The sequence below is a fragment of the Kitasatospora sp. NBC_01302 genome (assembly GCF_035976515.1).
GTDB lineage: Bacteria > Actinomycetota > Actinomycetes > Streptomycetales > Streptomycetaceae > Kitasatospora.
The window spans coordinates 2,552,697-2,576,230 of the sequence record NZ_CP108404.1; the positions used below are offsets into that span (position 1 = coordinate 2,552,697).

18 protein-coding genes, 1 pseudogene and 1 riboswitch are annotated in these 23,534 nt (G+C 73.7%); of the genes and pseudogenes, 5 read left to right on the top strand and 14 right to left on the bottom strand.

What is annotated here, in order from left to right:
* Positions 1-17 precede the first annotated feature (17 nt).
* From OG294_RS10735 to OG294_RS10750, 4 genes are all read right to left on the bottom strand, one after another.
* Positions 18-1,241: a hypothetical protein gene (locus OG294_RS10735; RefSeq protein ID WP_327066243.1), complete on the bottom strand. Its 1,224-nt coding sequence runs from the start codon at positions 1,239-1,241 to the stop codon at positions 18-20.
* Between the two features lie 55 nt (positions 1,242-1,296).
* Positions 1,297-1,833, bottom strand: a complete 537-nt coding sequence (locus OG294_RS10740) for a SigE family RNA polymerase sigma factor (RefSeq protein ID WP_327066244.1) — start codon at positions 1,831-1,833, stop codon at positions 1,297-1,299.
* Between the two features lie 41 nt (positions 1,834-1,874).
* The gene (locus OG294_RS10745) at positions 1,875-2,900 is read right to left on the bottom strand and encodes a tetratricopeptide repeat protein (RefSeq protein WP_327066245.1); all 1,026 of its coding nucleotides are present in this window, start codon (positions 2,898-2,900) and stop codon (positions 1,875-1,877) included.
* 671 nt (positions 2,901-3,571) lie between these two features.
* Positions 3,572-4,345, bottom strand: coding sequence for a hypothetical protein (locus OG294_RS10750; RefSeq protein ID WP_327066246.1), 774 nt, complete (start codon positions 4,343-4,345; stop codon positions 3,572-3,574).
* Positions 4,346-4,572: 227 nt separating this feature from the next.
* Here OG294_RS10750 and OG294_RS10755 point away from each other — a divergent pair, with 227 nt between their 5' ends.
* Positions 4,573-4,887, top strand: a complete 315-nt coding sequence (locus OG294_RS10755; RefSeq protein ID WP_327066247.1) for a hypothetical protein — start codon at positions 4,573-4,575, stop codon at positions 4,885-4,887.
* 52 nt (positions 4,888-4,939) lie between these two features.
* On the opposite strand, the gene OG294_RS10760 is transcribed toward OG294_RS10755, so the two are convergent.
* Positions 4,940-5,542 (bottom strand): superoxide dismutase, encoded by a 603-nt coding sequence (locus OG294_RS10760; RefSeq protein ID WP_327066248.1) that lies wholly within the window; start codon positions 5,540-5,542, stop codon positions 4,940-4,942.
* A gap of 376 nt (positions 5,543-5,918) precedes the next feature.
* On the opposite strand from OG294_RS10760, the gene OG294_RS10765 reads away from it, so the two are divergent.
* The 4 genes and pseudogenes from OG294_RS10765 to OG294_RS10780 form a co-directional block, all read left to right on the top strand.
* On the top strand, positions 5,919-7,076 hold the full coding sequence (locus tag OG294_RS10765) for a HoxN/HupN/NixA family nickel/cobalt transporter (protein ID WP_327066249.1): 1,158 nt from the start codon (positions 5,919-5,921) through the stop codon (positions 7,074-7,076).
* Positions 7,077-7,135: 59 nt separating this feature from the next.
* Positions 7,136-8,224, top strand: coding sequence for a tRNA (adenosine(37)-N6)-threonylcarbamoyltransferase complex transferase subunit TsaD (gene tsaD, locus OG294_RS10770; protein ID WP_442789134.1), 1,089 nt, complete (start codon positions 7,136-7,138; stop codon positions 8,222-8,224).
* A 46-nt stretch (positions 8,225-8,270) separates the two neighbouring features.
* Positions 8,271-8,485, top strand: a riboswitch (cobalamin riboswitch).
* 34 nt (positions 8,486-8,519) lie between these two features.
* Positions 8,520-9,647: a HoxN/HupN/NixA family nickel/cobalt transporter gene (locus OG294_RS10775; RefSeq protein WP_327066250.1), complete on the top strand. Its 1,128-nt coding sequence runs from the start codon at positions 8,520-8,522 to the stop codon at positions 9,645-9,647.
* A 318-nt stretch (positions 9,648-9,965) separates the two neighbouring features.
* Positions 9,966-10,661 (top strand): annotated as a pseudogene (locus tag OG294_RS10780) (cellulase family glycosylhydrolase); the annotation flags it as partial.
* A gap of 385 nt (positions 10,662-11,046) precedes the next feature.
* On the opposite strand, the gene OG294_RS10785 reads toward OG294_RS10780, so the two are convergent.
* The 9 genes from OG294_RS10785 to OG294_RS10825 are packed head-to-tail and all read right to left on the bottom strand — an operon-like array spanning position 11,047 to position 23,308.
* Entirely contained in the window at positions 11,047-13,326 is a 2,280-nt protein-coding gene (locus tag OG294_RS10785; RefSeq protein ID WP_327066251.1) for a glycosyltransferase family 4 protein, read from the bottom strand.
* Positions 13,323-15,908, bottom strand: a complete 2,586-nt coding sequence (locus OG294_RS10790) for a polysaccharide pyruvyl transferase family protein (RefSeq protein ID WP_327066252.1) — start codon at positions 15,906-15,908, stop codon at positions 13,323-13,325. Before OG294_RS10790 ends, OG294_RS10785 begins: the two co-directional genes overlap by 4 nt.
* Positions 15,905-16,429, bottom strand: a complete 525-nt coding sequence (locus OG294_RS10795; RefSeq protein ID WP_327066253.1) for a hypothetical protein — start codon at positions 16,427-16,429, stop codon at positions 15,905-15,907. The genes OG294_RS10790 and OG294_RS10795 overlap by 4 nt, the downstream gene beginning before the upstream one ends.
* Entirely contained in the window at positions 16,426-17,682 is a 1,257-nt protein-coding gene (locus tag OG294_RS10800) for a glycosyltransferase family 4 protein (RefSeq protein WP_327066254.1), read from the bottom strand. The genes OG294_RS10795 and OG294_RS10800 overlap by 4 nt, the downstream gene beginning before the upstream one ends.
* Positions 17,679-20,084, bottom strand: coding sequence for a DUF2206 domain-containing protein (locus OG294_RS10805; protein WP_327066255.1), 2,406 nt, complete (start codon positions 20,082-20,084; stop codon positions 17,679-17,681). Before OG294_RS10805 ends, OG294_RS10800 begins: the two co-directional genes overlap by 4 nt.
* Entirely contained in the window at positions 20,081-21,226 is a 1,146-nt protein-coding gene (locus OG294_RS10810; protein WP_327066256.1) for a glycosyltransferase family 4 protein, read from the bottom strand. The genes OG294_RS10805 and OG294_RS10810 overlap by 4 nt, the downstream gene beginning before the upstream one ends.
* On the bottom strand, positions 21,226-21,975 hold the full coding sequence (locus tag OG294_RS10815; RefSeq protein WP_327066257.1) for a polysaccharide deacetylase family protein: 750 nt from the start codon (positions 21,973-21,975) through the stop codon (positions 21,226-21,228). The genes OG294_RS10810 and OG294_RS10815 overlap by 1 nt, the downstream gene beginning before the upstream one ends.
* Entirely contained in the window at positions 21,972-22,523 is a 552-nt protein-coding gene (locus OG294_RS10820; RefSeq protein WP_327066258.1) for a hypothetical protein, read from the bottom strand. The genes OG294_RS10815 and OG294_RS10820 overlap by 4 nt, the downstream gene beginning before the upstream one ends.
* Positions 22,520-23,308, bottom strand: coding sequence for a glycosyltransferase family 2 protein (locus OG294_RS10825; protein WP_327066259.1), 789 nt, complete (start codon positions 23,306-23,308; stop codon positions 22,520-22,522). Before OG294_RS10825 ends, OG294_RS10820 begins: the two co-directional genes overlap by 4 nt.
* Positions 23,309-23,534 lie beyond the last annotated feature (226 nt).

Sequence of the window (23,534 nt, forward strand, 5' to 3'; positions counted from 1 at the left end):
GTCGGCGTGACGGCCGCTCAGTGCTGCTGCCAGCCCGGGTCCGTGGCGAGGGCCGTGAGCTGGTCGATGGTCAGCACCGGCGGCCCTGGCTGGATGTCGTAGCCGTTGCTGCCGTCGGTCTCGTCGATGGTGACCCCGGTGCCGTCCGGCAGCATGGCCTCGACCATCCACAGGCTGGCGGGCGCGCCGCTGCTCGTGGTGACGGGGGTCGTCGAGGTGATCACGCTGCTGCCGCCGTTCACCGCGCGGGTCAGCTGCTGGCCCGCGCGGACGCTGCCTTCGAAGGCGCCCCGGGGATCGCCGGCGCCCCGGTCCAGCTGCGGATCGACCGTGATCACCAGCACGCTGCTGCGCCCGGCGGCGGTCACCGTCAGATGCCCCTCGCCGGCGGTGGTCTGCGGTGTGGTGCCGTTGTCGTGCTGCACACCGGCGGGCAGCAGCCGGTCGGCGGTCGCCAGGACGTCGGCGGGCCGCGGAGCCTTCGGCGCGGGCGTTCCGGTCGTCGGGGCGGTGACCGGACGGGCCGCGCCGATCAGCCCGTCCCAGGAGCTGCTGGTCACCACGGCGGTCAACTGCTCGGCGGACAGCGCGGGATCGGCCCGGGTCGCCGGGCCGGCCGGCGTACGGGAGTTGTACTCGTCGAGCCGCACCTGCCGCCCGTCGACGCGGGTGTACACCGCGCTCCACTCCTTGGCCGGGTCGGTGGAGAACGGGGCCGCCCTGTCGACGACCAGGATCGCGCCGTCCGGCCGGACGGTCCGCGTGCAGTCCTCGGTGGGCATCATGAACGGATCCGGGCACTGGGTTCCGTCGGTGTCGTCGCCGAGCGGCAGGCCGACCGTGGCGGTGGACAGTTGCAGCAGCGTGGCGCCGTGGCCGTCGTCGAAGACGAGCCTCGCCGCCGGCCCCTGGCCGGTCACCGGGTCCGGGCCGCTCCGCTCACTGGTCCGCCCCGGCGGGAGCAGGGGCACGAGGGTGGCGAGCGCCGAGCTCGGCCCTGGAGAGGCGGTGGTCTGCCGGCTCGACGGCGCCACCCGGTCGTCACCGGGGCGCAGTTGGACGGCGACCAGACCGGCCACGGCCAGCACGGCCACACCGCCGGCCACGATGCCCGCCCGGCGGCGGGCGACCCGGCGCCGGCCGCGCCGCTCGCCGCCGTCGGCCAGCAGCTCGCCGGGCGTGTCGGGGGCGAGGTCCGCGGCCTCGCGCAGGAGTTCGGTGATGGAGTCCTCAAGGGGCATGGTGGAGCGGGCCTTTCTGGATGGGGTGGTGACGGTCAGGTGAGGTCAGGTCAGGTCAGGGGTGGGGCAACTCGTCCAACTGGTCGCCGAGCACCGCCCGCAGCCGCTCCAGCGCCCGGCTGCTGCGGGAACGCACCCCGCTGGCACTGAGCCGCAGGACCGCCGCGGTCTCCTCGACGCTGCGGTCCTCCCAGAACCGCAGCACCAGCACGGCGCGGTCCTGGACGGGCAGTTCGCCGAGCGCGCGGAGCATGGTGAGCCGCAGCGCCGGGTCCGGGTCGCTGACGGCCGTCTCGGCCGTCTCCGCGAACCGGTCGGTGACGTGCTCGGTGCTCGCCCGCCGCCGGCGGTGCGACAGGAAGGTGTGGAACAGCACCGTCTGCGCATAGCCCGCCGGGTTCTCCAGCCGGGATATCCGGCGCCACTTCCCGTAGATCCGCCCCAGCGCCTCCTGCGCGAGATCCTCGGCGAGATGCGCGTCACCACCGGTCAGCAGATACGCCGTGCGCACCAGCCGTCGCCCCATCGCGGCGGCGAACGCCCGGAATTCCAGCGGCTCCGGCGATCCGGAACCCGTCGTTGTGCGGTCCATACCCGTTCAACGCGCTGCCCCCGCCCCCGCGTCCCAGGACCTCAGCCGAGCTGCGAGGCAGCCATCGGCCGGGCGCGTTCGAGGAGGTCCCGGGCGCGTGGATTCCGGGCGTGCGGTCTGATGGCGGCCAGCATCGCTCGGAAGCGGTCGTCGGCCCGGCCGGACTGGACATGCGGGTAGTCGTCGAGTGCGAGGTGCCAGGTCTGGACGGCCTCTTCCAGCAGTCCGGCCTCCAGCTTCCATTCGGCGAGCATGGAGCGGTGCCGGACCCGGGCTCGGCGGTAGACGTGCGGCCTGACCTTCTCGGACTGCTCCAGCGCGCGGATCGCGCCTTCGCGGTCGCCGAGTTCGTAGTTCACCTGGGCCACGTGGTAGGCGAGTGAGGCGGGGTCGTAGGAGCCGTGGGCCTTCGCCTTGGACTCGGCCTGTTCCATCGCTGCCTCCGCCGCGTGAAGCATCGCCAGCGCTCCTCGCCGGTCGCCGATCCGGGCGAGCGCGTGTGCCTGTTGTCCGGCGAGGAACGCACGCATCCTCGGGCCCGCCTCTGGCGAAGCGGCTGACGCGGCGTCCGCGTACCGCAGGGCGGCCTGGCCGTGGCCGAGTTCGACGGCCTGCACACTCATCCCCCGAAGGACGGTGCAGTAGGTCAGGTGGTCGCCGGCGGCGCCGGCCAGTTCCAGCGCCTTCGTGTAGTAGTTCTGGCCGAGCATGTCCAGGCGCTCGTCGACGGCCATGTAGCCGGTCAGGTAGAGGTGGTCCGCGGCGGCGGACAGCATGGCCTTGCGGACGCCCTCCGAGGCAGTGGCCTGCAAGTGCGGGGCAACGTTGTTGACCATGAACGCGGCGGCCATCGGCCGGGCGGTCCGCCCGCCGAACTGGTCGTCCATCTCGCTGATGCGCTCGGTCATGGCCATCACCGCCTCGACCTCGGCCATGCCGATGCGGGTGTGCGGGTCGGTCCTGAGCTTGCCGAACCGTCCGACGACGTCCTGCCAGCCGGGGATGGTCAGGGCGACCGAGTACAGGCCCGCCCCGAGCACGCCCCTTCGCGATGGGTCCATGTCCATGCTCCCGAGGTCTCAGCGGGCCGCGGATCCTCCTGCTCACTCTGGCGGTCGTTGCTGCCCCCAGTCCAGCGCGCCCGCAGGACGAGTCGTCCGAGATGGCCTGGTTCACCCCGGACGAGGTGGACTGCCTGCCGATGGTGGCGAGCATCCGCAAGCGGGTGAACGACTGGCGGTGCGACCGGTTCCCCGTCATCCGCTGAGTCGACGCAGCTCGCGCGCCGCCAAAGTTGAGGTAGCCGACTTTGGCAGCGCGTCAGCGGTCACTCGTCGCCGCGCCAGCAGGCCAGCACCTGGGCGGCCTGCTCGCGAGGCGCGGGGAAGTACTCATCCACCGCGCGGGGCGGCCTCCGACCATTGCGGCTTACCGGGAGTAGGGGGTGGCCCCGGTGACGGTGCGAGTGGTGCCGTCGGTGAAGGTGAGGGTGGCCGAGTCGATGATGCGGCTTGGGCGAGTTGCCGGGCCGCCGGGCGGCGACAGCGGCGGCCGGGAGCTGTGCCGCATCGCGTGTCGCGGTGCGGCGCGCCCTCGCCGTCGTGGCCCCGGTTCGCCTGTTCAGCTGGCGGTGAGTTCGCGTCCGATGGGAAGTCCGATCACCCGCAGGGCCAGGTGGCCACCGCGTCCCGGAAGCCCCAGAGGCTGTCCAGGACGCGCAGGTGGATTCCGGTGGGTTCTACCCCGGCACGGCCGTCCTGTTTTTCCGCAGGATGGCGCGGACTTCGGTGGCCCGGCGGTGGACGTCGGCGGCCGGACGGGGTGGCGCCTCCCGGCGGTGGGGGCCGACGTGCTCCGGCTCTGGCGGGATTCGGTCCACCAACCGTCTGCGGGTGAAGGCACCGGCGCATTGCACGGCGGCGGGAAGGCCGTTCGTCATCGCATACCGGAACTGTTCGACCGTCACGTTGCGGGCGAACCAGCCCGCCGCCAGGGGTTCCAGCTCCTCGCACTCGCGAGCCGAGAGCATCATCCGCTTGTCCGCCGCGCCGAGGGAGGCGAGGGCGCGGTAGGCGATGGAGCGTGCGGGGGGCGTGGGGGCGGGGTCCGCGCTACCGCCGCCGGCGGTGGTGCGGCGGTCGGCGAGGAAGCGTTGCCACCACACCACCGGGCGGGCGGTGCGGGAGAAGTAGGTGCGCGAGACCCAGCGGGTGAGGCCCTCGCCGACCCGTTCGCGGATGCGCAGCAGGTGGCCGAGGTCGGCGAGTTTGCGCAGGGCGGAGCGGACGGCCTGTTGGCCGTAGCGGGGTTGTTCGCGGGCGAGGGTCTTGGTGTCGATCGCCGCGCCGTCGGGCAGACGGTCGATGTAGGCGGCGAGGTAGGCCTCGCGTTCGGGCAGGTGGGAGAAGTCCTGCTGGGTGCGGGGGCTTTGGGACGGCGCGGAACGCTTGCCGTAGCCGGGCGCGGCGGTAGGGTGGCAGACAGCCACTGGATCGACCTCGATCTCGATCAAGTTCGGTCAGACCCCCGTTCGGTGTTGGTAGCACCGGCGGGGGTCGTTTCTTTGCGCGAACCGTACACCGCGATCGCCAGACGTAGTCAAGTCGTGACGAGAAGTCATATTCATTGACCAGCAAAGGCATTGGGCGGGTGGGCGGGAGATGACCACCCACCGTTCCTCGGAGAGAGCGCTCGGATCCCGAACCCCGAAGCTCGGGTCACGTCACCCAGCGCGCGAACGTGTCCTGGGCCCGCAGCCGCCCTCGAAGCTCTACGGCCCGCCCTCGGTGCCTGATCGCCGCGCACGCCGCCGACATCGGTGCGACCTACGTCGACACCTACGGTCCCAGCGTCGGCCACGGGGTGTGCGCGCCCGAAGCGCAGAAGTGGATGTACGGGGTCAAGGACGACCTCACCGGCCAGGGCGACCAGACGGACCCCCCGGCCGGCCTGTGTACCGAGATCCCCGGCACCGGTGAGGCGTGCACCTTCGTGCACCCCAACGCGTCCGGGGCAGACAGCGAGGCCCGCCAGGTCCGGGCCGCCTTCGAGTAGCAGAGCGGCCCCGCCCGGCGCCCTGGGGGCCGGGCGGGGCCGTCGCAGTACGTCAGGCGCTGGTGGCCGCCGTGAAGCGGGCGGCGACGTCCTGCCAGTTGACGACGTCCCACAGGCGGGTCACGTAGTCGGGGCGGACGTTCTTGTACTGCAGGTAGTACGCGTGCTCCCAGGCGTCGAAGGCGAGCAGCGGGGTGGTGCCCTGGCCGACGTTGCCGTGGTGGTCGTAGACCTGCTCGACGATCAGGCGCTTGCCGAGCGGCTCCCAGGAGAGGATGCCCCAGCCGCTGCCCTGGACGCCGACGGTGGCGGCGGTGAGCTGCTTCTTGAACGCCTCGAAGCTGCCGAAGTGCTCGGTGATGCCGTCGGCGAGGGCGCCCTCGGGGCGGTCGCCGCCCTCCGGGGAGAGGTTCTGCCAGAAGAGCGAGTGCAGGACGTGGCCGGAGAGGTGGAAGGCCAGCGTCTTCTGCAGCCCGACCAGGCCGCCGAGCTGCTCCTTGTCGCGGGCCTCGGCGAGCTGCTCGATGGTGTCGTTGGCGCCCTTGACGTAGGCGGCGTGGTGCTTGGAGTGGTGCAGCTCCAGGATCTCGGCGGACATCGCCCGCTCCAGGGCGGAGTAGTCGTACGGCAGGTCGGGAAGCGAGTAGGTGCCCATCAGGACACGGCCCCTTTCATACGTGGATCACGCGGATGATCGTGCCGGCGAACACACTATTGCGCATCACTTGCAATAGCCACCACAGTGCATCAGCATGTCAGCTGTGGGGTCGGCCCGTCAGCCGACCTGGGCGCACTCCCCGCGGGCGTGTCCTTCCGACCGACGATCGTCTTCCCAACCGGCGCCCGCCGGGACGTCCGGCCGACCCCGCACCAATCCACGGCCCACCACCCGCCGTCCACCACCCGCCGTCCGCTGTCACGAGCCCCCCGCGCGCCCCCGGCACCCCCGTTCTAATTGCCACCGTATTGCAACTAGGATCAGGGTGCATCTAGGTTGTGCCGCTGTCACCACAAGCAGCAGGAGCACACCCATGACCACAGCCTCCAGTCCCGCCAAGACCGGCCCCGGCAGAACCAGCGGCGGCTGGCGGCAGGCCGCCGCCTCGATGAGCCGCCAGGAGTGGACCCGCCTGGCGGGCATGGCCGGCTTCATCCTGGCCCTGCACGTCGTCGGCTGGTTCACCCTGGTCGCGATCGTCGCCCCGCAGCACCTGAGCCTGGGCAGCAAGAGCTTCGGCATCGGCATCGGTGTCACCGCCTACACGCTCGGCATGCGGCACGCCTTCGACGCCGACCACATCGCCGCCATCGACAACACCACCCGCAAGCTGATGCACGAGGGCAAGCGACCGCTCTCGGTGGGCTTCTGGTTCTCGCTCGGCCACTCCTCGATCGTCTTCGGGCTGGCCTTCCTGCTCTCGCTCGGCGTCAAGGCGCTCGCCGGGCCGGTGGAGGACGACGGCTCCAAGCTGCACCAGGTCACCGGGCTGATCGGCACCACTGTCTCCGGCACGTTCCTCTACATCATCGCGGCGATCAACCTCGTCGTGCTGGCCGGCATCTGGAAGGTGTTCCGGAAGATGCGTTCGGGCCACTTCGACGAGGCGGCCCTGGAGGAGCAGCTGAACAACCGCGGCTTCATGAACCGGCTGCTCGGCCGGGTGATGAAGTCGATCACCAAGCCGTGGCAGATGTACCCGGTGGGACTGCTGTTCGGGCTCGGCTTCGACACCGCCACCGAGGTGGCACTGCTGGTGCTGGCAGGCTCCGGCGCCGCCTCCGGCCTGCCCTGGTACGCGATCCTGTGCCTGCCCGTGCTGTTCGCGGCCGGTATGTCGCTGCTGGACACCATCGACGGCTCGTTCATGAACTTCGCCTACGGCTGGGCGTTCTCCAAGCCGGTGCGCAAGGTCTACTACAACCTGACCATCACCGGCCTGTCGGTGGCCGTCGCGCTGATCATCGGCACCGTGGAGCTGCTCGGCCTGCTCGCCGACCAGCTCGACCTGCACGGGGCGTTCTGGGACTGGGTCAGCGGGATCGACATCAATCTGCTCGGCTTCCTGATCGTCGGGCTCTTCTTCGTCGTCTGGATCGCCGCGCTGGTGATCTGGAAGGTCGGGCGGATCGAGGAGAAGTGGTCGGCCAACGTGCCCGCCGCCGGGCCGGCCGCCGTGGAGGAGGTCTGATGCCCGCAGCGCCGACGCCCTCAGCGCCGGTGTCCGCAGCGCCAAGGCCGTCGGCGCCGGTGTCCACAGCGCCGGTATCCGCCTCCCCCGTGGTGCTGGGCATCGAGTCCTCCTGCGACGAGACCGGCGCCGGCCTGGTGCGCGACGGCGTGCTGCTCGGCCAGGCGGTGGCCTCCAGCATGGACGAGCACGCCCGGTTCGGCGGTGTGGTGCCGGAGATCGCCGCCCGCGCCCACGTCCAGGCGATGGCACCGGTGGTGCGCGAGGCGCTCGACCGCGCCGGCCTCACCCTGGCCGACGTCGGCGCGGTCGCCGTCACCACCGGCCCCGGCCTGTCCGGGGCGCTGCAGGTCGGGGTGGCCGCCGCCAAGGGCTACGCCTTCTCGCTGGGCGTGCCGCTGTACGGGGTGCACCACCTGGCGGGGCACGTGGCCGCCGCGACGCTGGACGGCGGGCCGCTGCCCGACCCGTGCGTGGTGCTGATCGTCTCCGGCGGCCACACCTCGCTGCTGCTGGTGCGCGACCTGGCCAAGGACCCGATCGTGCACCTCGGCGACACCCTGGACGACGCGGCCGGCGAGTGCTTCGACAAGGTGGCCCGGATCCTGGGCCTGCCCTACCCGGGCGGCCCGGCGATCGACCGCGCGGCCAAGGCGGGCGACCGGTCCGCCGTCCGCTTCCCGCGCCCGCTCAGCGGCCGGGCGGACCCGCCCTACGCCTTCTCCTTCTCCGGTCTCAAGACCGCCGCCGCCCGCTGGGTGGAGGCGCAGCGCGCGGGCGGGGCCGAGCCGCGGGTCGCCGACGCCGCCGCCGCGCTGCAGGAGGCGATCGCCGACACGCTGACCCGCAAGGCGGTGCGCGCCTGCCGCGACCACGCGATCGGCACCCTGGTGCTGGTCGGCGGGGTGGCCGCCAACTCGCGGGTCCGTGCGCTGGCCGAACGGCGCTGCGCGGCGGCGGGCATCGCGCTGCGGGTGCCGCCGGTGGGCCTGTGCACCGACAACGGCGCGATGGTCGCCGCCGTCGGCGACCTGCTGGTGCGGGCCGGGGCCGAACCCGCCCCCGCGGAGCTCTCGATCGACCCCTCGGCCCCGCTGGAGTTCGCGCGGCTGACCCCGACGGCACGGGAGCCGCAGCTCACCGGGTGAGGTGCGTCGCAGTCGGCCGGGCTTGTCGACATGACGACCCAGCACCTACGGTGTTGATCGCCGTGGTGTTCGGGAAGACCGGTGACGGACCCTCAACAGGGGTTCCAGACCGGAGCGGCCCTCGCCACTGTGATCGGGAAGTGTCCGCGTCGCGCCCGTCCACGACGGGCCGCCACCGGGCGCCGCAAGGCGCCCGGGAAGGCGAGCCGCGGACACGTTCGACCCGTCAGCCAGGAGACCGGCCACGGCACCTTACGAGAACTGTCCACGAGGTGCTGGAGAGGCGTTCCCTGCCATGAGTCTGCCCGAAAACCCCGTCATACCCGCCCCGGCCACGACAGCCCCGGCGACCACCACTCCCCCGCGCTGGCAGCGCGCCGACACGATCCGCACCTCCGGGCTGCTGGCGGTCATCGTGGCCATGCACGTGGTGGGCTTCGCCGTCCTGCTGGGCATGGTCGCCCCGCACCACTACCAGGTCGGCGGCCAGGTCTTCGGCCTCGGTCTGGGCGTCACCGCCTACACCCTCGGCATGCGGCACGCCTTCGACGCCGACCACATCGCCGCCATCGACAACACCACCCGCAAGCTGATGGCCGACGGCCAGCGCCCGGTCTCGGTCGGCTTCTGGTTCGCCATCGGCCACTCCTCCATCGTGATGGCGATGGCGGCGCTGATCGCGATGGGCGCCAAGATCGCGGGCACCCTGGTGGACGACAAGTCGGACGCCCATGTGACGCTCGGCGTGATCGGCACCAGCGTCTCCGGCAGCTTCCTCTACCTGATCGCCGCGCTCAACCTGGTCGCCCTCGTCGGCATCTACCGGGTCTTCAGGGCGATGCGGGCGGGCCAGTTCGACGAGCACGAGCTGGAGAAGCACCTGGCCAACCGCGGCTTCATGAACCGGATCCTGGGCCGGCTGACCAAGTCCATCAGCCGCCCCTGGCAGATGTACCCGGTCGGTGTGCTCTTCGGACTCGGCTTCGACACCGCCACCGAGGTGGCGCTGATGGTGATGGCGGGCTCCGGCGCCGCCGCTGGGCTGCCCTGGTACGCGATCCTGCTGCTGCCGCTGCTCTTCGCCTCGGGCATGAGCCTGTTCGACACCCTCGACGGCACCTTCATGAACTTCGCCTACCACTGGGCGTTCTCCAACCCGGTCCGCAAGGTGTACTACAACCTCACCATCACCGGGCTCTCGATCGCGGTGGCCTTCTTCATCGGCACCATCGAACTGGTCGGCGTGCTGCACGACCAGCTGGACCTCACCGACCCGGTCAGCGGCTGGATCTCCGGGATCGACCTCAACAACGTCGGCTTCGTGATCGTCGGCCTGTTCGTGGTGGTCTGGGCCTGCGCGCTGGGGTACTGGAAGTTCGCGGGGGTGGAGAAGCGCTGGGGCGGGGCCCCGGCCGCTGACTGAGCCTCACGGCCCTCCCGCCGCCGCCGTCCACCGACTCGGGTGTACGGTCGACCGGACGGCCCCGGGTGACCTCGGGGGACCGAGGAGCCAGGCGGGGGCCGGGCGGGAGGAACGATGCGGCGGCGCCATCTCCAGCGGCCGGAGCGTCAACGGCCGTGCCCGCGGTGGACGGTGGCGGCCGTCCTGTCGCTCGCGCTGCTGCTGACACCGCTGCTGGCCGGCTGCGGCGGCGGCTCGCACCCGCGGCCGACGCCGCCCACCCCGCCCGCGCCGACCCGCCCGGTCACCGGAATCGCCTACGGTGACCGGCTGGTCTGGATGTCGGACGCCGACCTGGCCGCCGCGCTCGACACCGCCGTGCAGGTCGGCGCCACCCTGGTGCGCGCCGACCTGTCCTGGGACGACATCCAGCACAACGGTCCGGGCGACTACGCCTGGCACCTGTTCGACCGGGTGGTCGCGGCGGCCGACGCACGCGGCCTGAGCGTGCTGCCGGTACTCACCGCCACCCCGCCGTGGGCCCGGTCGCCCGGCTGCACGGAACCGGCCTGCGGGCCGCACGACGCCGCCCGGTTCGCCGCCTTCGCCGCGGCCGCCGCCCAGCGCTACGCGCCGCGCGGAGTGCACGACTGGGAGCTGTGGAACGAACCCAACCTGACCACCTTCTGGGCGCCGGCGGCCGACCCGGCCGGCTACGCCGCCACCGTGAAGGCGGGCGCCGCCGCGCTGCACCACGCCGACCCGCACGCCTTCGTGGTGCTCGGCGGCCTGGCCCCCACCGACAGCGGGCACGGCGACCTGGCGCCGACCGCCTTCCTGGCCGAGGTGGCCCAACAGGGCGCCACCCGGGTGGTGGACGCGGTCGGCTACCACCCGTACTGCTACCCCTACCTGCCCAGCGCGAGCACCTCGTTCGGCACCGCCTGGGAGCAGATCGACCGGACCAAGGAGAGCCTGCGCAGCGTGCTCACCCAGGCCGGTACTCCTCGACTGCCGATCTGGCTCACCGAGTTCGGCGCGCCCACCGGCGGACCGGGCGCGGCCTCGGACGGCTCGCCGGGCGACATCGGCCCCGGCACCACCCATGTCACCGAGGCCCGGCAGGCCGAGATCGCCGCCGACGGCGTGCGCACCGCGGCCGCCGACCCGGGCATCGGCGCGCTGATCTGGTACACCGACCGGGACAATCCCGCGGCGACCGGCGCCGGCGCGGGCGGCAGCACCGAGGACTGGTACGGGCTGCGCCGCGCCGACGGCAGCGCCAAGCCCGCGCTCGCCGCGCTGCGCTCGGCCATCACCCAGCTGCGCGCCTCGACCGACGCCTCGGCCGCCCCCACCTCGACCGCGTCGGCCACCACCGCCGCCACCCGCGGACCCGGCAGCCTGCCGCGCCCCTCGCTCAGGCCGGCGACAGCGCTCGGAACAGTGCCAGGTAGCGCCGCGTCAGGCCGGGCCAGGCGTAGTGCTCGACGACGTGCCGTCGGCCCGCGGTGCCGAAGCGCTCAGCGGTGCCGGCGTCCGTGAGCAGGCGCCGGCAGGCGGCGGCCAGCGCCTGCGGATCGCCGGGCTCCACCAGCAGGCCGGTCACCTCGTCGTCCACCACGTGCGGGATGCCGCCCACCCGGGAGCCGACCACGGGGGTGGCGCAGGCCATCGCCTCGATCAGGGTCATCCCGAAGGACTCCGCCGGGCTCAGCGAGGGCAGTACGAGCAGCGCGGCGTGCTGGAGTTCGGCGACCAGCGGCGCCCCGGTGAGCGCCCCGGTGAACTCCACCCGCCCGGCCACCCCCAGCCGCTCGGCCTCGGCGCGCAGCTCAGGAACGGCGTCGCCGTCGCCGACCAGGCGCAGCCGGGCCCGCGACTGGTCGGCCAGCTGCGCGAAGGCGTTCAGCAGCACCGGCACGCCCTTCCAGGCCGAGGTGCGGTCCATCCGTCCGACGTAGAGCACCGTGGGCGGGCGCTCGGCGGCCGGCGGGCCCGGGGTGAAGCGCTCGGTGTCCACGCCCGGCGGGATCCGCACCGCACCGCGCCGGTTCGCCGCCAGCGAGACCGGGGAGACCGCGACCAGCGCCCCGGCCCGCGCGAAGAGCCGTGGCAGCACCAGGCGTTCGTAGCCGCCGATCAGCTGGTCCACCCCGCGCTGCCCCTTGGCCATCGAGCCGGCGTGGTAGGTCAGCACGGTCGGCCGCGGGCCGCTGAGCGCCACCGCCAGGTCGCCCAGGCCCGGCACCGGGGCGTGTGCGCTGACCACGTCGATGCCCAGCCGGCGCAGCCAGTAGGGCAGTTGGAGCGGCCAGAGCGGGCTGAGCGGAGTGTTGGAGAGCCGGGCCCAGGTGCCGAGCCGGACCACCGGCAGGCCGTCCTCGACCGTGACGGTGGTGCGCCGGCCCGCGGTGTTGGTGGTGATCACGGCGGCCCGCAGCCCGGGGTCGGCGGCCACCGCCCCGGCGACCCGGGCCGCGTAGCCCTCCACCCCGCCGATCTTCGGCGGGTAGTACGGCGCCACCACCGCCACCCCGCGCCGGCGCCGGCGGCTCAGCGCCCGGGCGAAGACCTCCGCCGTCCGGTCGGCCTGCCGCTCCCAGGAGAGCTCGGCCGCCGCGAGCCGCCGGCCCGCCGCACCGAGCCGCCCGGCGAGCGGGTCGTCGGTCAGCACGGCGGCCAGCGCGGTGGTCAGGGCCGGCAGGTCACCGGGGTCGGCGAGCAGGCCCGACTCGCCCTCGGCCACCAGCGAGGGGATGCCGCCGACCCGAGTGCTGACCACCGGGCGCCCGCAGGCCATCGCCTCCACCAGCACGCTGGGGAAGCTGTCGTAGTGGGTGGGCAGCGCCAGCACCCGGGAGCGGCGGTAGGCGGCGACCAGCTCGTCCCCGGTCAGCCGGCCGCTGAACCGCACCAGGTGGGCGACGCCCAGCCGGTAGGCCAGGCGCCGGTGCGCGGCGGCGGCCGATCCGTCGCCGACCACCTCCAGTCGCACCCCGGGCACCCGCCGCGCCAACTCGCCCAGCACGCGCAGCAGATCGGGCAGGCCCTTGTAGGCGGTGGCGCGCTCCAGCGAGCCGACGAAGAGGATCAGCGGCTCGCCCGACAGCGGGCTCGGGGCGAACCGCGCCAGGTCCACCCCGGGCGAGACGGTGACGGCCCGGCCGGCGAAGAGGCGGGCCAGGTCGGCCCGGACGTAGTCGGAGGAGCAGATCAGCTCGCCGGCCCGGCGCACCGTGCCGGCCAGCAGGGTGCGCTCGTAGAGCGAGCAGACGGCGGTGCCCAGCGGATCGCCCTTGCGCATCCGCCCGGTGTGGTAGGTCAGCACGAACGGCAGCGGACCGCAGGCCCGGGCGGCGGCGTCGGCGAAGAGCGGCACGGGGGCGTGCGCGTTGACCAGGTCCACCTGCTCCTCGCGGATCAGCGCGCCCAGCGCGGCGCGCCAGCCGGCGCCGATCCGGGTGCGGGAGATCCGCAGCGGGGCGGGTAGCCGGTGCACCACGAGCCCGTCCGCTTCGTGGCGCCCGACGGCGCCGCCGTCCCCCACCGTGGCGGCGACCACCACGCGGTAGCCGTGCCGCTCCCGCAGCTGCCGGGCCAGCTGCCAGGTGTACTGCTCGACCCCGCCGGTGTCGGGCGGGAAGTAGGGGGTGGCCAGCAGCACGGTGCGCCCGGCGCCTGCCCGACGACCGGTCATGCGCCCGCCCCCACCGGCCGGCGGGCGGTGGCCGCGCGCAGCAGCTCGGGCAGCTCCTCGGCCCGGGCGACGTAGCCGGGCAGCTTCTCGGCCAGGGTCCGCAGGTACTCCTCACGCCCGGTCCGCAGCCGCTCCACCAGCGTGCCGAGACTGGCCGCCGAGACGTCGGCGATCGGCAGCACCCAGGATTCGAGCCCCAGGTCCCGCATGATGCCGCGGGTCTTGTGCTCGTACTCGATCGCGATGCACGGCACCCCGCTGGTCAGCGCGAAGATCACCGAGTGGAACCGGGTGCCCAGCACGTAGGCGCACTCGGCGTACAGGCCCTTGAGGTCGCGGTAGTCGACCGTCTCGTCCACCCGCAGCGGCGGCGTGGCGCAGTAACCGGCGATCCGGCGCTCCACGATCCGGTCGTCGTCGCCCAGGTAGTCGGTGGTGACCTGGGGGATCAGCACCACCTGGGCGCCGGTGGCCCGCACCGCGTCGATGGTGGCCGCCAGCGCCCGCTCGTACTGCTCCTGTCGGCCCGGGGCCAGCCACTGCCGGGCGGTCACCCCGACCAGCGTGGCGTGCGGGTCCACGCCGATCCTGGCCCGCCAGTCGCCCTGCGGCGGCGGCGCGAAGGCGAAGCCGGAGTCCACCGCGCGGCGCACCGGGGTGCCGCGCACCCCGCACTCGGCCAGGATGTCCACGCTGACGTCCTCCCTGGCCAGCACGAGCGCGGCCCGGCGCACCACGTAGGCGGCCAGCCGGCGCTGGGCCGGGGCCGGGAACGGGCCGAAGGACTGCGGGGCCAGCACCACCGGCACGCCCCGGCGCAGCGCCAGCAGCAGCGGCAGCACCACGTAGAAGACGTTCTGGTAGCCGTCCAGCCCGGGGCGGGCGTTGAAGTAGCCGCCGCCCATCGAGACCACCAGGTCGGCGGAGGCCACCGCGTCCACCTCGCGGCGCACCTCGGCCGGCAGCAGCGGGCGCAGCAGCCCGGCCAGTGGCCCGGCCAGCACCCGCGGCGGCAGCAGCAGGCCGAGCGAGACCAGGAACCCCACCGCCTTGCGCAGGATCCGGCGCGGGGTGCCGATCGCGGCGTCCGCCACGTAGCGGCGGATCGAGCCGAGGTTGGCGGCGCCGTCGAAGGCCGGGTGGACCGCCCGGTCCTCCATCCCGGCGACGGTGACGCGGGCCTGCGGGAAGGCGGCGCGCACCTGGCGCAGACAGACCGCCAGCAGGGCGGCGTCGCCCGCGTTCTCGCGGACGTAGGCGTTGACGACGAGGACCTTCATGGCGGTGGCTTCCGTTCGTGGGGCGGAGGGACGGGCGGTCCGCGCGGGGGCGGCATGACGGGGGCCGCGCCGGCCCGGCAGCCGGGTGCGGTACAGCGCGAGGACGGCGTACAGACCGGAGGCGAGGTTGCCCAGGCCCCAGGCGCAGCCGAACCAGACCAGGCCGCGCCCGGCCCACAGCGCGGCCAGACCGATGGTCACCACGGCGTAGACGACGTTGCTCCAGATCAGCGGCGCCATCCGGCGCACCAGCTTGAGCACGAAACTGCCCACGGTGTTCAGTGCCACCGCGGTGGTGCCCACGGCCAGCACCACCAGCAGGCTCTGCGCCCGGGCCGGGTAGGCGCCGCCGAACAGCCGCAGCAGCAGCCCGCTGCCCGCGGCCAGCAGCACCGCGCCCGGCAGCTGGACCAGCGCGATCAGCCGGACCGAGCGGCGCAGCACCGGCCCGAAGCGCGACTCGTCGGCGGAGATCTCGGCGAACATCGACTCGCAGACCGCGAACGAGACGGCGTTGGCCAGGTTCGCGACCTGGAAGGCGACGAAGTAGTACGCGGCAGCCGCCGTGCCGAGCCGCTGGAGCACCAGCAGCGGCAGCACCAGCAGCGGCAGCAGGTTCAGCAGGCTGGACAGGTAGCTGCCCGCCGAGAAGCCCAGTTGCTCGCGCAGCCGGGTGCCGCCGCCGCGCAGGGCCGGGCGCAGGCCGATCCGGCGGCGCAGGAACCAGAGCGAGGCCAGCACCGCCACTGCGTAGCCGCCGCCGACCGCCGTGACCAGCCCGAACGCGCCCAGACCGGTCAGCAGGAACGGCAGCCCCAGCTTGCTCAGGCCCTGCAGCACACCGTCGACCAGGGTGTTGTACTGCGGGAGCCGCTCGCCGATGAAGACCGCGTCGGTGAGCAGGTTGACCGCCGACAGCGCGCAGAACAGCACCACCAGCACGGCCTGCACCGGGTCCTGGCGCACCGCCAGCAGCCGGGCGCCGTACAGCGGCAGGCCCAGCAGGTAGCCGGTGCCGAGCACGCAGCCGGCCGCGAAGACCAGCAGCAGCGCCCGGTTGATCTGCGCGTGCCGCCGCTCGGGCGGGGCGGGGAACCGCACCAGGGTGCTGTTCAGGCCGCAGAGGCTGAAGTAGGCGATCAGCGTGATCGCGTTGGTGAGCGAGGTGGCCGTGCCGACCTGGGCCGGGGTGAACAGGCGGGCGGCGGCCACCCAGAAGAGGAAGCCCAGGCCGGCGGAGCCGACGGTGGCGGCCAGCAGGTAGGCGGAGCCGCGGGCCACCTGGTCACGCTGGGCGTTCATGCGTCGCCTCCCGCGGCTGTCGCCGGGTCGCCCGCGCGCAGCCGCAGGGCCAGCAGGGCGACGGCGGACGCCGCGAAGCAGCCGACGGCCGCGGTGCCCTCGGTGGGGACGGTGGCGAAGTGGGTCAGCTGCCGGTCGATGGTCTGCGGGTGGGTCAGCGAGTTGACGCACAGATAGGCCCAGAGCAGCAGCGGATAGCCCACCAGGGTGCGCAGCACGGCCGTGAGCCGGTCCCGCGGCCGCCCCGGCCGGCCGTCCGGCCCGCGCGGGGCGCGCCAGGGCGGCCCCTGCGGGCGCAGCCCGCGGGTCAGGTGGGCGAGGGCGGAGAGCGCGAAGCACACGGCGCCGAAGGTGTCGCGGCGCAGCGGCAGCCAGGAGGTGAGCGGGCCGGAGAGGGTGTCGGGACGGGTCGCGGCCCAGGCAGCCACGTAGAGCCAGCCGAGCAGGCCGTGCACCAGCGCGACGTCCAGCAGCGGGCCGGACGGTCGGCGCAGCCGGCCGCGCGGGGCGAGGGGCTTCATCCGGTCCCCGCCGCCGCATCCGCATCCGCATCCGTCGCCGCATCCGCCGCAGCAGCGGTCGGGCCGCCCGGCCGCCCCGCACCGGCCACCGCGTAGTGGCCCAGCAGCGCCCGCACGTGCCCGGCCCAGCCGAAGCTGCGCTCCGCGTACGCCCGCGCGTAGCGCCCCATCCGCTCGCGGCGGGGCGCGTCGGCGGCCAGCGCCACCAGTTCGGCCCGCAGCCGCGTCGCATCGCGCGGCAGCAGGCTGACCCCGGCACGGTCCAGCGCGTAGGGCGCGTAGCCCGGGTCGTCGGTGGTGACCACCGCGAGGCCGGCGGCCATCGCCTCCTGCACGGTGAGCGGGAAGCCCTCGGCGGTGGAGGGCAGCGCGAACACGTCGCAGGCCCGGTAGACCTCGGCGACCTGCTCGGGCGCCAGCGCCCCGAGGTGGTGCACCCCGGCTTCCGCTCCCCTGCTCCTCTCCCCCTTCCCGCCCCCGGCGCCCGTGCCGACGAAGACCAGCTCGTAGGCCGGGTCGGCCGCCGCCCGCAGCAGGTCGTAGCCCTTCTTGGGGACCAGCCGCCCGACGAAGACCACCAGCACCCGGTCCACCGGCAGCCCGTACCGCTCGCGCACCTGCCGCACCTCCGCGGCCGAGCCGGCCGGGTGGAACAGCGCGGTGTCCACGCCATTGGCCAACTGCCGTACGGTGTGGGGCCGGGCGCCGTGGGCCCGGGTGAACGCGCGGACCGTGTCGTTGAGCACCAGCACCCGCCGGGCCCGGCGCAGCAGCAGCCGCCCGAACACCCCGTACACCGCCCGCTGCGCGCCGCGCACCAGCGCCGAGGGGTGCGCCACCAGGCCGACGTGCTGGGTCAGCACCAGCGGGGTGCGGGTGAGCACGGAGGCGGCCCAGGCGGCCCAGGAGGTCGGGTAGAGGCAGTCGTGCAGATGGATCACCTCGGCCCGGCGGGCCTCGCGCACCGTCTGCGCCAGCAGCCCGGGCGAGGGCACCGGGAACGGCACGCCGGTGCGCCGCTCGATCCCGTTCCAGGCGGCGTGGCGCAGCACCCGCACCCCCGCCTCCAGCTCCGCCGTGCTGCGCCGGCCCCCGGTGGTCAGCACGCTCACCACCGAGCCGCGGCGGGCGAGTTGTTCGGCCTCCTGGCGCACCACGTTCTCGATCCCGCCCACGTGCGGCGGGTAGTAGTGGCTGACCAGCAGGACCCGGCCGGTCCTGGCGCTGTCAGGTCCTGTGCTCCGCTCGGTCACCGGAAGATCTCCGCTCCGTCGCTGCTGTAGATCTCGTTCTTGGTGGTGTCGAGCAGGGCCGTCGGATAGCGGTAGGTCACCAGATCGCCCCGGTAGAAGGTGGTCGCCTCGTCCTTGGTCACCGTGGTGGAGCCCAGGAAGACATAGGAGTTGCTGCCGACCAGGGTCGGGTAGATGTCGTCCAGCGCCCGGCCGCGGATCAGCGTCTGGAGCCGGCTGAAGGTGTAGCGGTCGGTCTGCACCTCGGACTGCACGTTCTGCTTCTGGTCGTCCGTGGTGAGCTGCTCCAGCCAGCCGATCGCCGAACGCTCCTGCGGCTGCACGTAGTAGATGTCGTAGTACTGGCCCGCGTTGTTGAGGTTGAGCTGTGGCGGGTAGCCGCCGATCACCTGCGGGACCGCCCCGGTCAGATCGAGGAAGAACGCCACCGCGAGGGTGCCGGCCAGCGGCAGCGCCCACCGCCTGGCCCAGCGGAAGGCCCAGAGCGAGCCGGCCGCGATGAACGGCGCGAAGAAGAACAGCCCCTGCTGGAAGGCCCGCAGCACGCCGTAGTCCACCGACAGCTGCGGCAGCACGGTCAGCAGGCCGATCACCACGATCATCGCGACACTCAGGGTGACCTGGTCGCGGGCCGGGCGGAAGGCCCGGCGGACCCGGCCCCCGCGGGTCCAGAGGCAGACCGCGAGCCCGACCAGCAGCAGGAGTTGCAGCAGGTCGGCGGCCCACTGGCGGACCAGCTTGTTGGCCCCCGACACGTCCAGGCCGGTGCGGCCCAGCGCACGGCCGACCGCGGTGAGCGGCAGGTCTGGCTCGGCCACCGCCTGCACCTGGTACTGCGCGACCTCCTGGGCCGGCAGGTAGTCGCCGTTCGCCCGGTCCTTGGCGGTCAGTTGCAGGGTGTCCGCCTGGTACTGGGCCAGCCGCTGCTGCGGGGTGACCGCCTGGCCGCCGAGCAGGCTGTAGGAGGTGTCGGAGGAGCCGGACTGGGCCTGCGCCGGGTCGACCGCGTCCTGCACGGTGGCGGTGACCGTGCTGCGCAGCTGGCCGCCGGTGCCGGTCAGCGGCCCGGTCCAGAGCACCGCGGCCACCGCGGTGGCCACCACGATCCACCAGGTCACGAAGGCGGTGACCGGCTGGCGCGGGCCGCCGCGGCGGCGGGCGCGCAGTCGGGCCGCCAGGCGCCAGGCGTGGTCGGTGAGCAGCGCGATGGCCAGCACCATGACGACCACGAAGGTGGTCGAGTAGTGCGACAGCACCACCCCGCCCATCAGGCCGGTGAAGGCCAGGCGGCGCGCGCGGATCGGGCGGCTCCGGTCGGTGAGCACCACCAGGGCGGCGCCCAGCAGCAGGAAGGCGATCTCCTGGCGGGCCAGGAAGGTCATGTCGGTGAAGAAGGTGGGGAACGCCACGAAGTACAGCGCCGAGAGCAGCGCCACCACGCGCTGCGTCACGTTGCGCACCGAGCGGTGGACCAGGGGCGCGCTGAGCGCGAAGAGCAGCGGGAAGACGGCCTTGAAGACGTACAGTCCGCCGATCCCGGTCAGCCGGGCGAACGCGGTGGGCAGCAGCGTGATGCTCAGGCAGGCGTTGTACGGGTCGCGGAACGCGGCGATCTGCCAGCGGTCCGCGCTGAACGCCAACTCGAAGACCTCGTACTCGCGTTGGATGTCATGACCGGTGATGAACCAGCCGCGCAGCGAGGTGAGCAGCAACAGGGCGGCGGCCAGCAAGAACAGGCCCAGACCGAGCACCGCCTCGGGGTAGCGGCGGCGCCCGCGCAGCAGTTGGACGAAGAGCACGGCCATCGCCACCAGGGCGAGGACGGCCATGGTCGACCCCAGGCCGTTGTTCAGCCGGATCGCCCCGCCCACGCTGAGCAGCAGGCAGCCGGCGCCGAGCAGCAGCACCGGGCGCAGGCCCGGCGTGCGGCGCGGGTTGCGGCGCTGGTTGCGCCGCGCCGCCCTGGCCGCGGCCCGGGAGCGGGGGCGGGTGGGCCCCGGGCCCGCCGGGCCGGGCGGCAGGGCCCAGGCGAGCAGCAGCACGGCCAGGGCCGCGGCGAGCGCCAACGGCGCCTGGCGCAGCGGCCGGTCGTCGCCGAGCGGCGGCAGCACGGTGTTCAGCAGCAGCTCGGTGACCAGGTCGCTGCCGATCGCCAGCGCGACGGCCACCAGCGCCCGCCCGTCCCTGGTCGACACGAAGGCGTCCGCGCACCCGTACCAGAGCAGCCAGGGCGCGCCGAGCAGCAGCCAGAAACCGGCCGGCGCCAGCAGCGGGACCGGCACGCCGGGCAGCAGCTCCACGCCGGCGGCCAGTGCGGTGCCGGCCAGCAGGGTCCAACGGGCGCCGCTGCGACGGACGACGGCCGCGGCGGTGCGGCGCAGCTGTGCCGCCGGGCGCCTCATCGGCCCGTCCCCGTCAGCACCTCGGCGTACACCCGCTCCACGCGTCGCACCACCGCGTCCCAGGCGAAGGCCGGTGCGGTCGCGGCGCTGCGCTCGGCGAGCGTGCGGCGCAGTCGCGCATCGCCTGCCACCTGGTCGATGGCGGCGGCCAGCGCGGCCGGTTCCGGCGCGGCCAGCAGGCCCACCCCGCCGATGAGTTCGGCGTTGCCGGGGACGTCGGTGGCGATCACCGGGAGCCCGGCGGCCATCGCCTCCAGGACCACCAGCGGCATCCCCTCCTTGTCGGAGGGCAGCACGAAGGCGTCCGCCTCGGCGTAGGCGCTCACCAGTTCGTCGCCCAGCCGGGCACCGGCGAACTCCACCCGGGTGAGGCCAAGTTCGCGGGCCTGCGCCTCCAGCCGGCCGCGCAGCTCGCCGTCGCCGACGATCCGCAGCCGGACCGGCTCTCGCACCAGGCGCATCGCCTCCAGCAGCCGGGCGACGTTCTTCTGCGGGCTCAACCGGCCCACGTAGAGCAGCTCGAGCGGCCGTTCCTCCGTCGCGCCCGCCTCGGCCGATTCGCGCACCGGCATGAAGTAGCCGCCGTCCACCCCGTTGGGCACCACATGGATCCGCTCGCCGGGCACCCGGTAGGTCGACTCGACGAACTCGGCCTGGCCGGGGGTCAGCACGATCACGGCCGCCGCCGCGCGCAGCACCGGCCCGAAGACGTGCTTCTTGTAGGCGGGCAGCAGCCGGCCGAACCGGCCCGAGGCGTCCACGTCCAGGTGGAAGTGGAGCACGACCGGCTGACGGCGCAACCATGCCGTGAGCGCGACGAGTTCGGGCAGCAGCGCGTGCGCGGAGTGCAGGTGCAGCACGGTGTCGCCCGGGCGGCCTGGCGAGCGCCCCGGTGGCCGGCGCAGCAGCGCCAGCGGCAGGCCGGGCACCAGCGGGGTGTGCGCGAACTCCACCGAGCGGTGCCGGTGCACCGTCACGGCGCCCTGCCGGCTGCGGCGCGGCGCGCCCGCGGCGCCGATCGTGGTGGTCAGCACCTCGACCTCGTGGCGGTCCCCCAGACCGGCCGCCAGGTTCTCCACCACCCGTTCCAGGCCGCCCAGATGGGGCGGGTAGTACGGCGTGATCTGCACGATGGTACTCATCAGGCCGCCAGCCGGAGCAGTTCGCGGTTGGTGCGGTAGGCCACCTGCGGGCGGTCCGCGATATGGGCCAGCACCCGCTCCAGGCGCGCCCAGTCGCCCCGGGCGTCCACCTCCCAGCTGTGTCCCCACAGGTGGAAGACACCGCCCTCGCGCAGGCACCGGTCGAACCAGTGGACGGCCAGTTCGTCCCAGGCCAGGAAGAGCCGGGCCGCCCGCCACGGCCGGCCCCCGGCCAGCCGCAGCGCCAGCGGCGCGTCCACCCGGTGCGCGTAGGCGTTCACCGTGGTGTCCAGCTCCAGTGCCGGGCCCGGGCGCAGGCTGCTGCGCCGCACCGTGCGGGCCAGCGTGAAGCCGGCCTGTTCGACCAGCTTGACCTGGCCCGGGGTGTACTCGCCGCGCGGGTAGCAGAAGCTGGTCACCGGCTCGCCGATGATGTCCTCCAACTCGGCCCGCCCGCCCCGGATCTCCTCGGCCGCGGCGGCGTCGGTCAGCTGCGGCAGCCGCTGGTGGGTCAGCGTGTGGCCGCCGATCTCGAAGCGTTCGGCCAACTCGCCGATGCCGGCGGCGGACAGCCGCTGGGCCGGGGTGAACTCCCGGTTTCGCGGGGCGATGTAGAAGGTGCCGGGCAGCCGGTAGCGCTCCAGCAGTGCCGCGAGGCGGGGGTCGAGGGTGTGCCCGTCGTCCCAGCTGGTGGTGACGGTGACGTGCGGCGGATCGGCTGGACTCGCCGTGCCGGTAAGGGCGTTCATGGTGTCGTTGCCTTGGGGTCGGGGGAGGCGGCGGCCTGGAAGCGGTAGTGCAGGGCCTGGTCATGGCCCACCAGCGCGACCTGGACCTCCGCGTCCGGCTCGGTCAGCGGCAGGCGGACGGTGGTGCCGACCGCCGTGTCCGGCTTGGGAACGAGGGTGACGGTGCTGCTCCCGGTGACCGTGCCGCCGGGGGTGGTGAGCGAGACCCGCAGCTGCAGGGTCGCGGTGGGCGTGCCGTGCTGCACCACCGAGAGCGGGATCACCGCCTGGCCGCCGGCCGTGGTCGGCAGCTGGGTGAAGTACAACTCGTCGTAGTCGGCCGGGATCCGGGTGAAGGTCTGGCGCAGCGCGAGGCGGACCGCCGGCTGCGCCCACAGCAGCGGCGCGGCGACCAGCACCGCCAGCACTGCGGCCAGCACCGCGGCACCGCGCCGCCGGGCCGACCGACGGCCGGCACCGTCCGGTCCCCGGCGCCGGCGGGCCCGGTGGGGCGGCCGGGGCGTCGGGGACTGGACCGGGTCCGGGACCTTCCCGAGGAGCGAGGTCATACGGAGTCGAACTCCTGGGCGGAGTACCCCTGGCCGGCATATCCCTGGCCGGCGGCGTATCCCGGCCCGACCGTGGCCACCACCGGGCGCAGCACCGGGCGGGTGCGGCGGAAGTTGTGCTCGAAGAGCTGGCGCAGGTTCTCGGTGCCGTCCCGGAAGGCGTTCAGCTTCACCTGGCCGCCACGCTTGCGGTATTCGATCGGAATCTCCACATATCGGTAACCGGCCCTGGTGGCCGCGTTCTTGATCTCCTGGGAGAAGGACATGCCGCCGGAGCGGACGTCCAGCCGCTGCCACACGTAGCGGCGGAAGACCCACATGCCGGACTGCGAGTCGCGCAGTTCGTTGCGGAACAGGACCCGGCTGATCGCGCTGAGCACGTGATTGCCCAGCGAGTGCGAGGGCTTCATCGCCTCGCTGTTGCCACCGACCAGCCGGTTGGTCGTCATGAATTCGACATCGTGGTCGACCAGGGTCCGCAACAGGCGGGGCAGGGCGTCGAAGGGGTAGGTACGGTCGGCGTCGCCGGTGGCGATCACGTCACCGGTGGCGGCGCTGAAGCCGGCCCGGTAGGCGTTGCCGTAGCCGCGCACGGGCTGGCTGACCACCCGGGCGCCGAGCGTGCGGGCGATGTCGCCGGTGCCGTCGGTGGAGCCGTTGTCCACGACTAACACCTCGGTGTCCCAGCCCTCGTCCTTGAGTTCGGCGAACGGGATGGAGGCCATCACGGCGGGCAGGTTTTCGGCCTCGTTGAGCGCGGGTATGACGATGGACAGAGTGTTCATGTGAGCTCCCTCTGGCAGGCGGAGATCAACGCTGGATGGTCCGGATTCCACGAGAGCGCGTGGAGCCGGGTGAGACCGCGCCTGGCAGCGCGGTTGGGCAACCCTTCGGCACCGTAGGGCAGTTGTGCCGCTACGGTCGTGATCCGCATGGGTGGAGTGTGAACACCACAGTGGGTGGCCGGGCTCGCCGGCGGGCGGCTGCCCGTCGGGGTGCACGGGGTCGGCA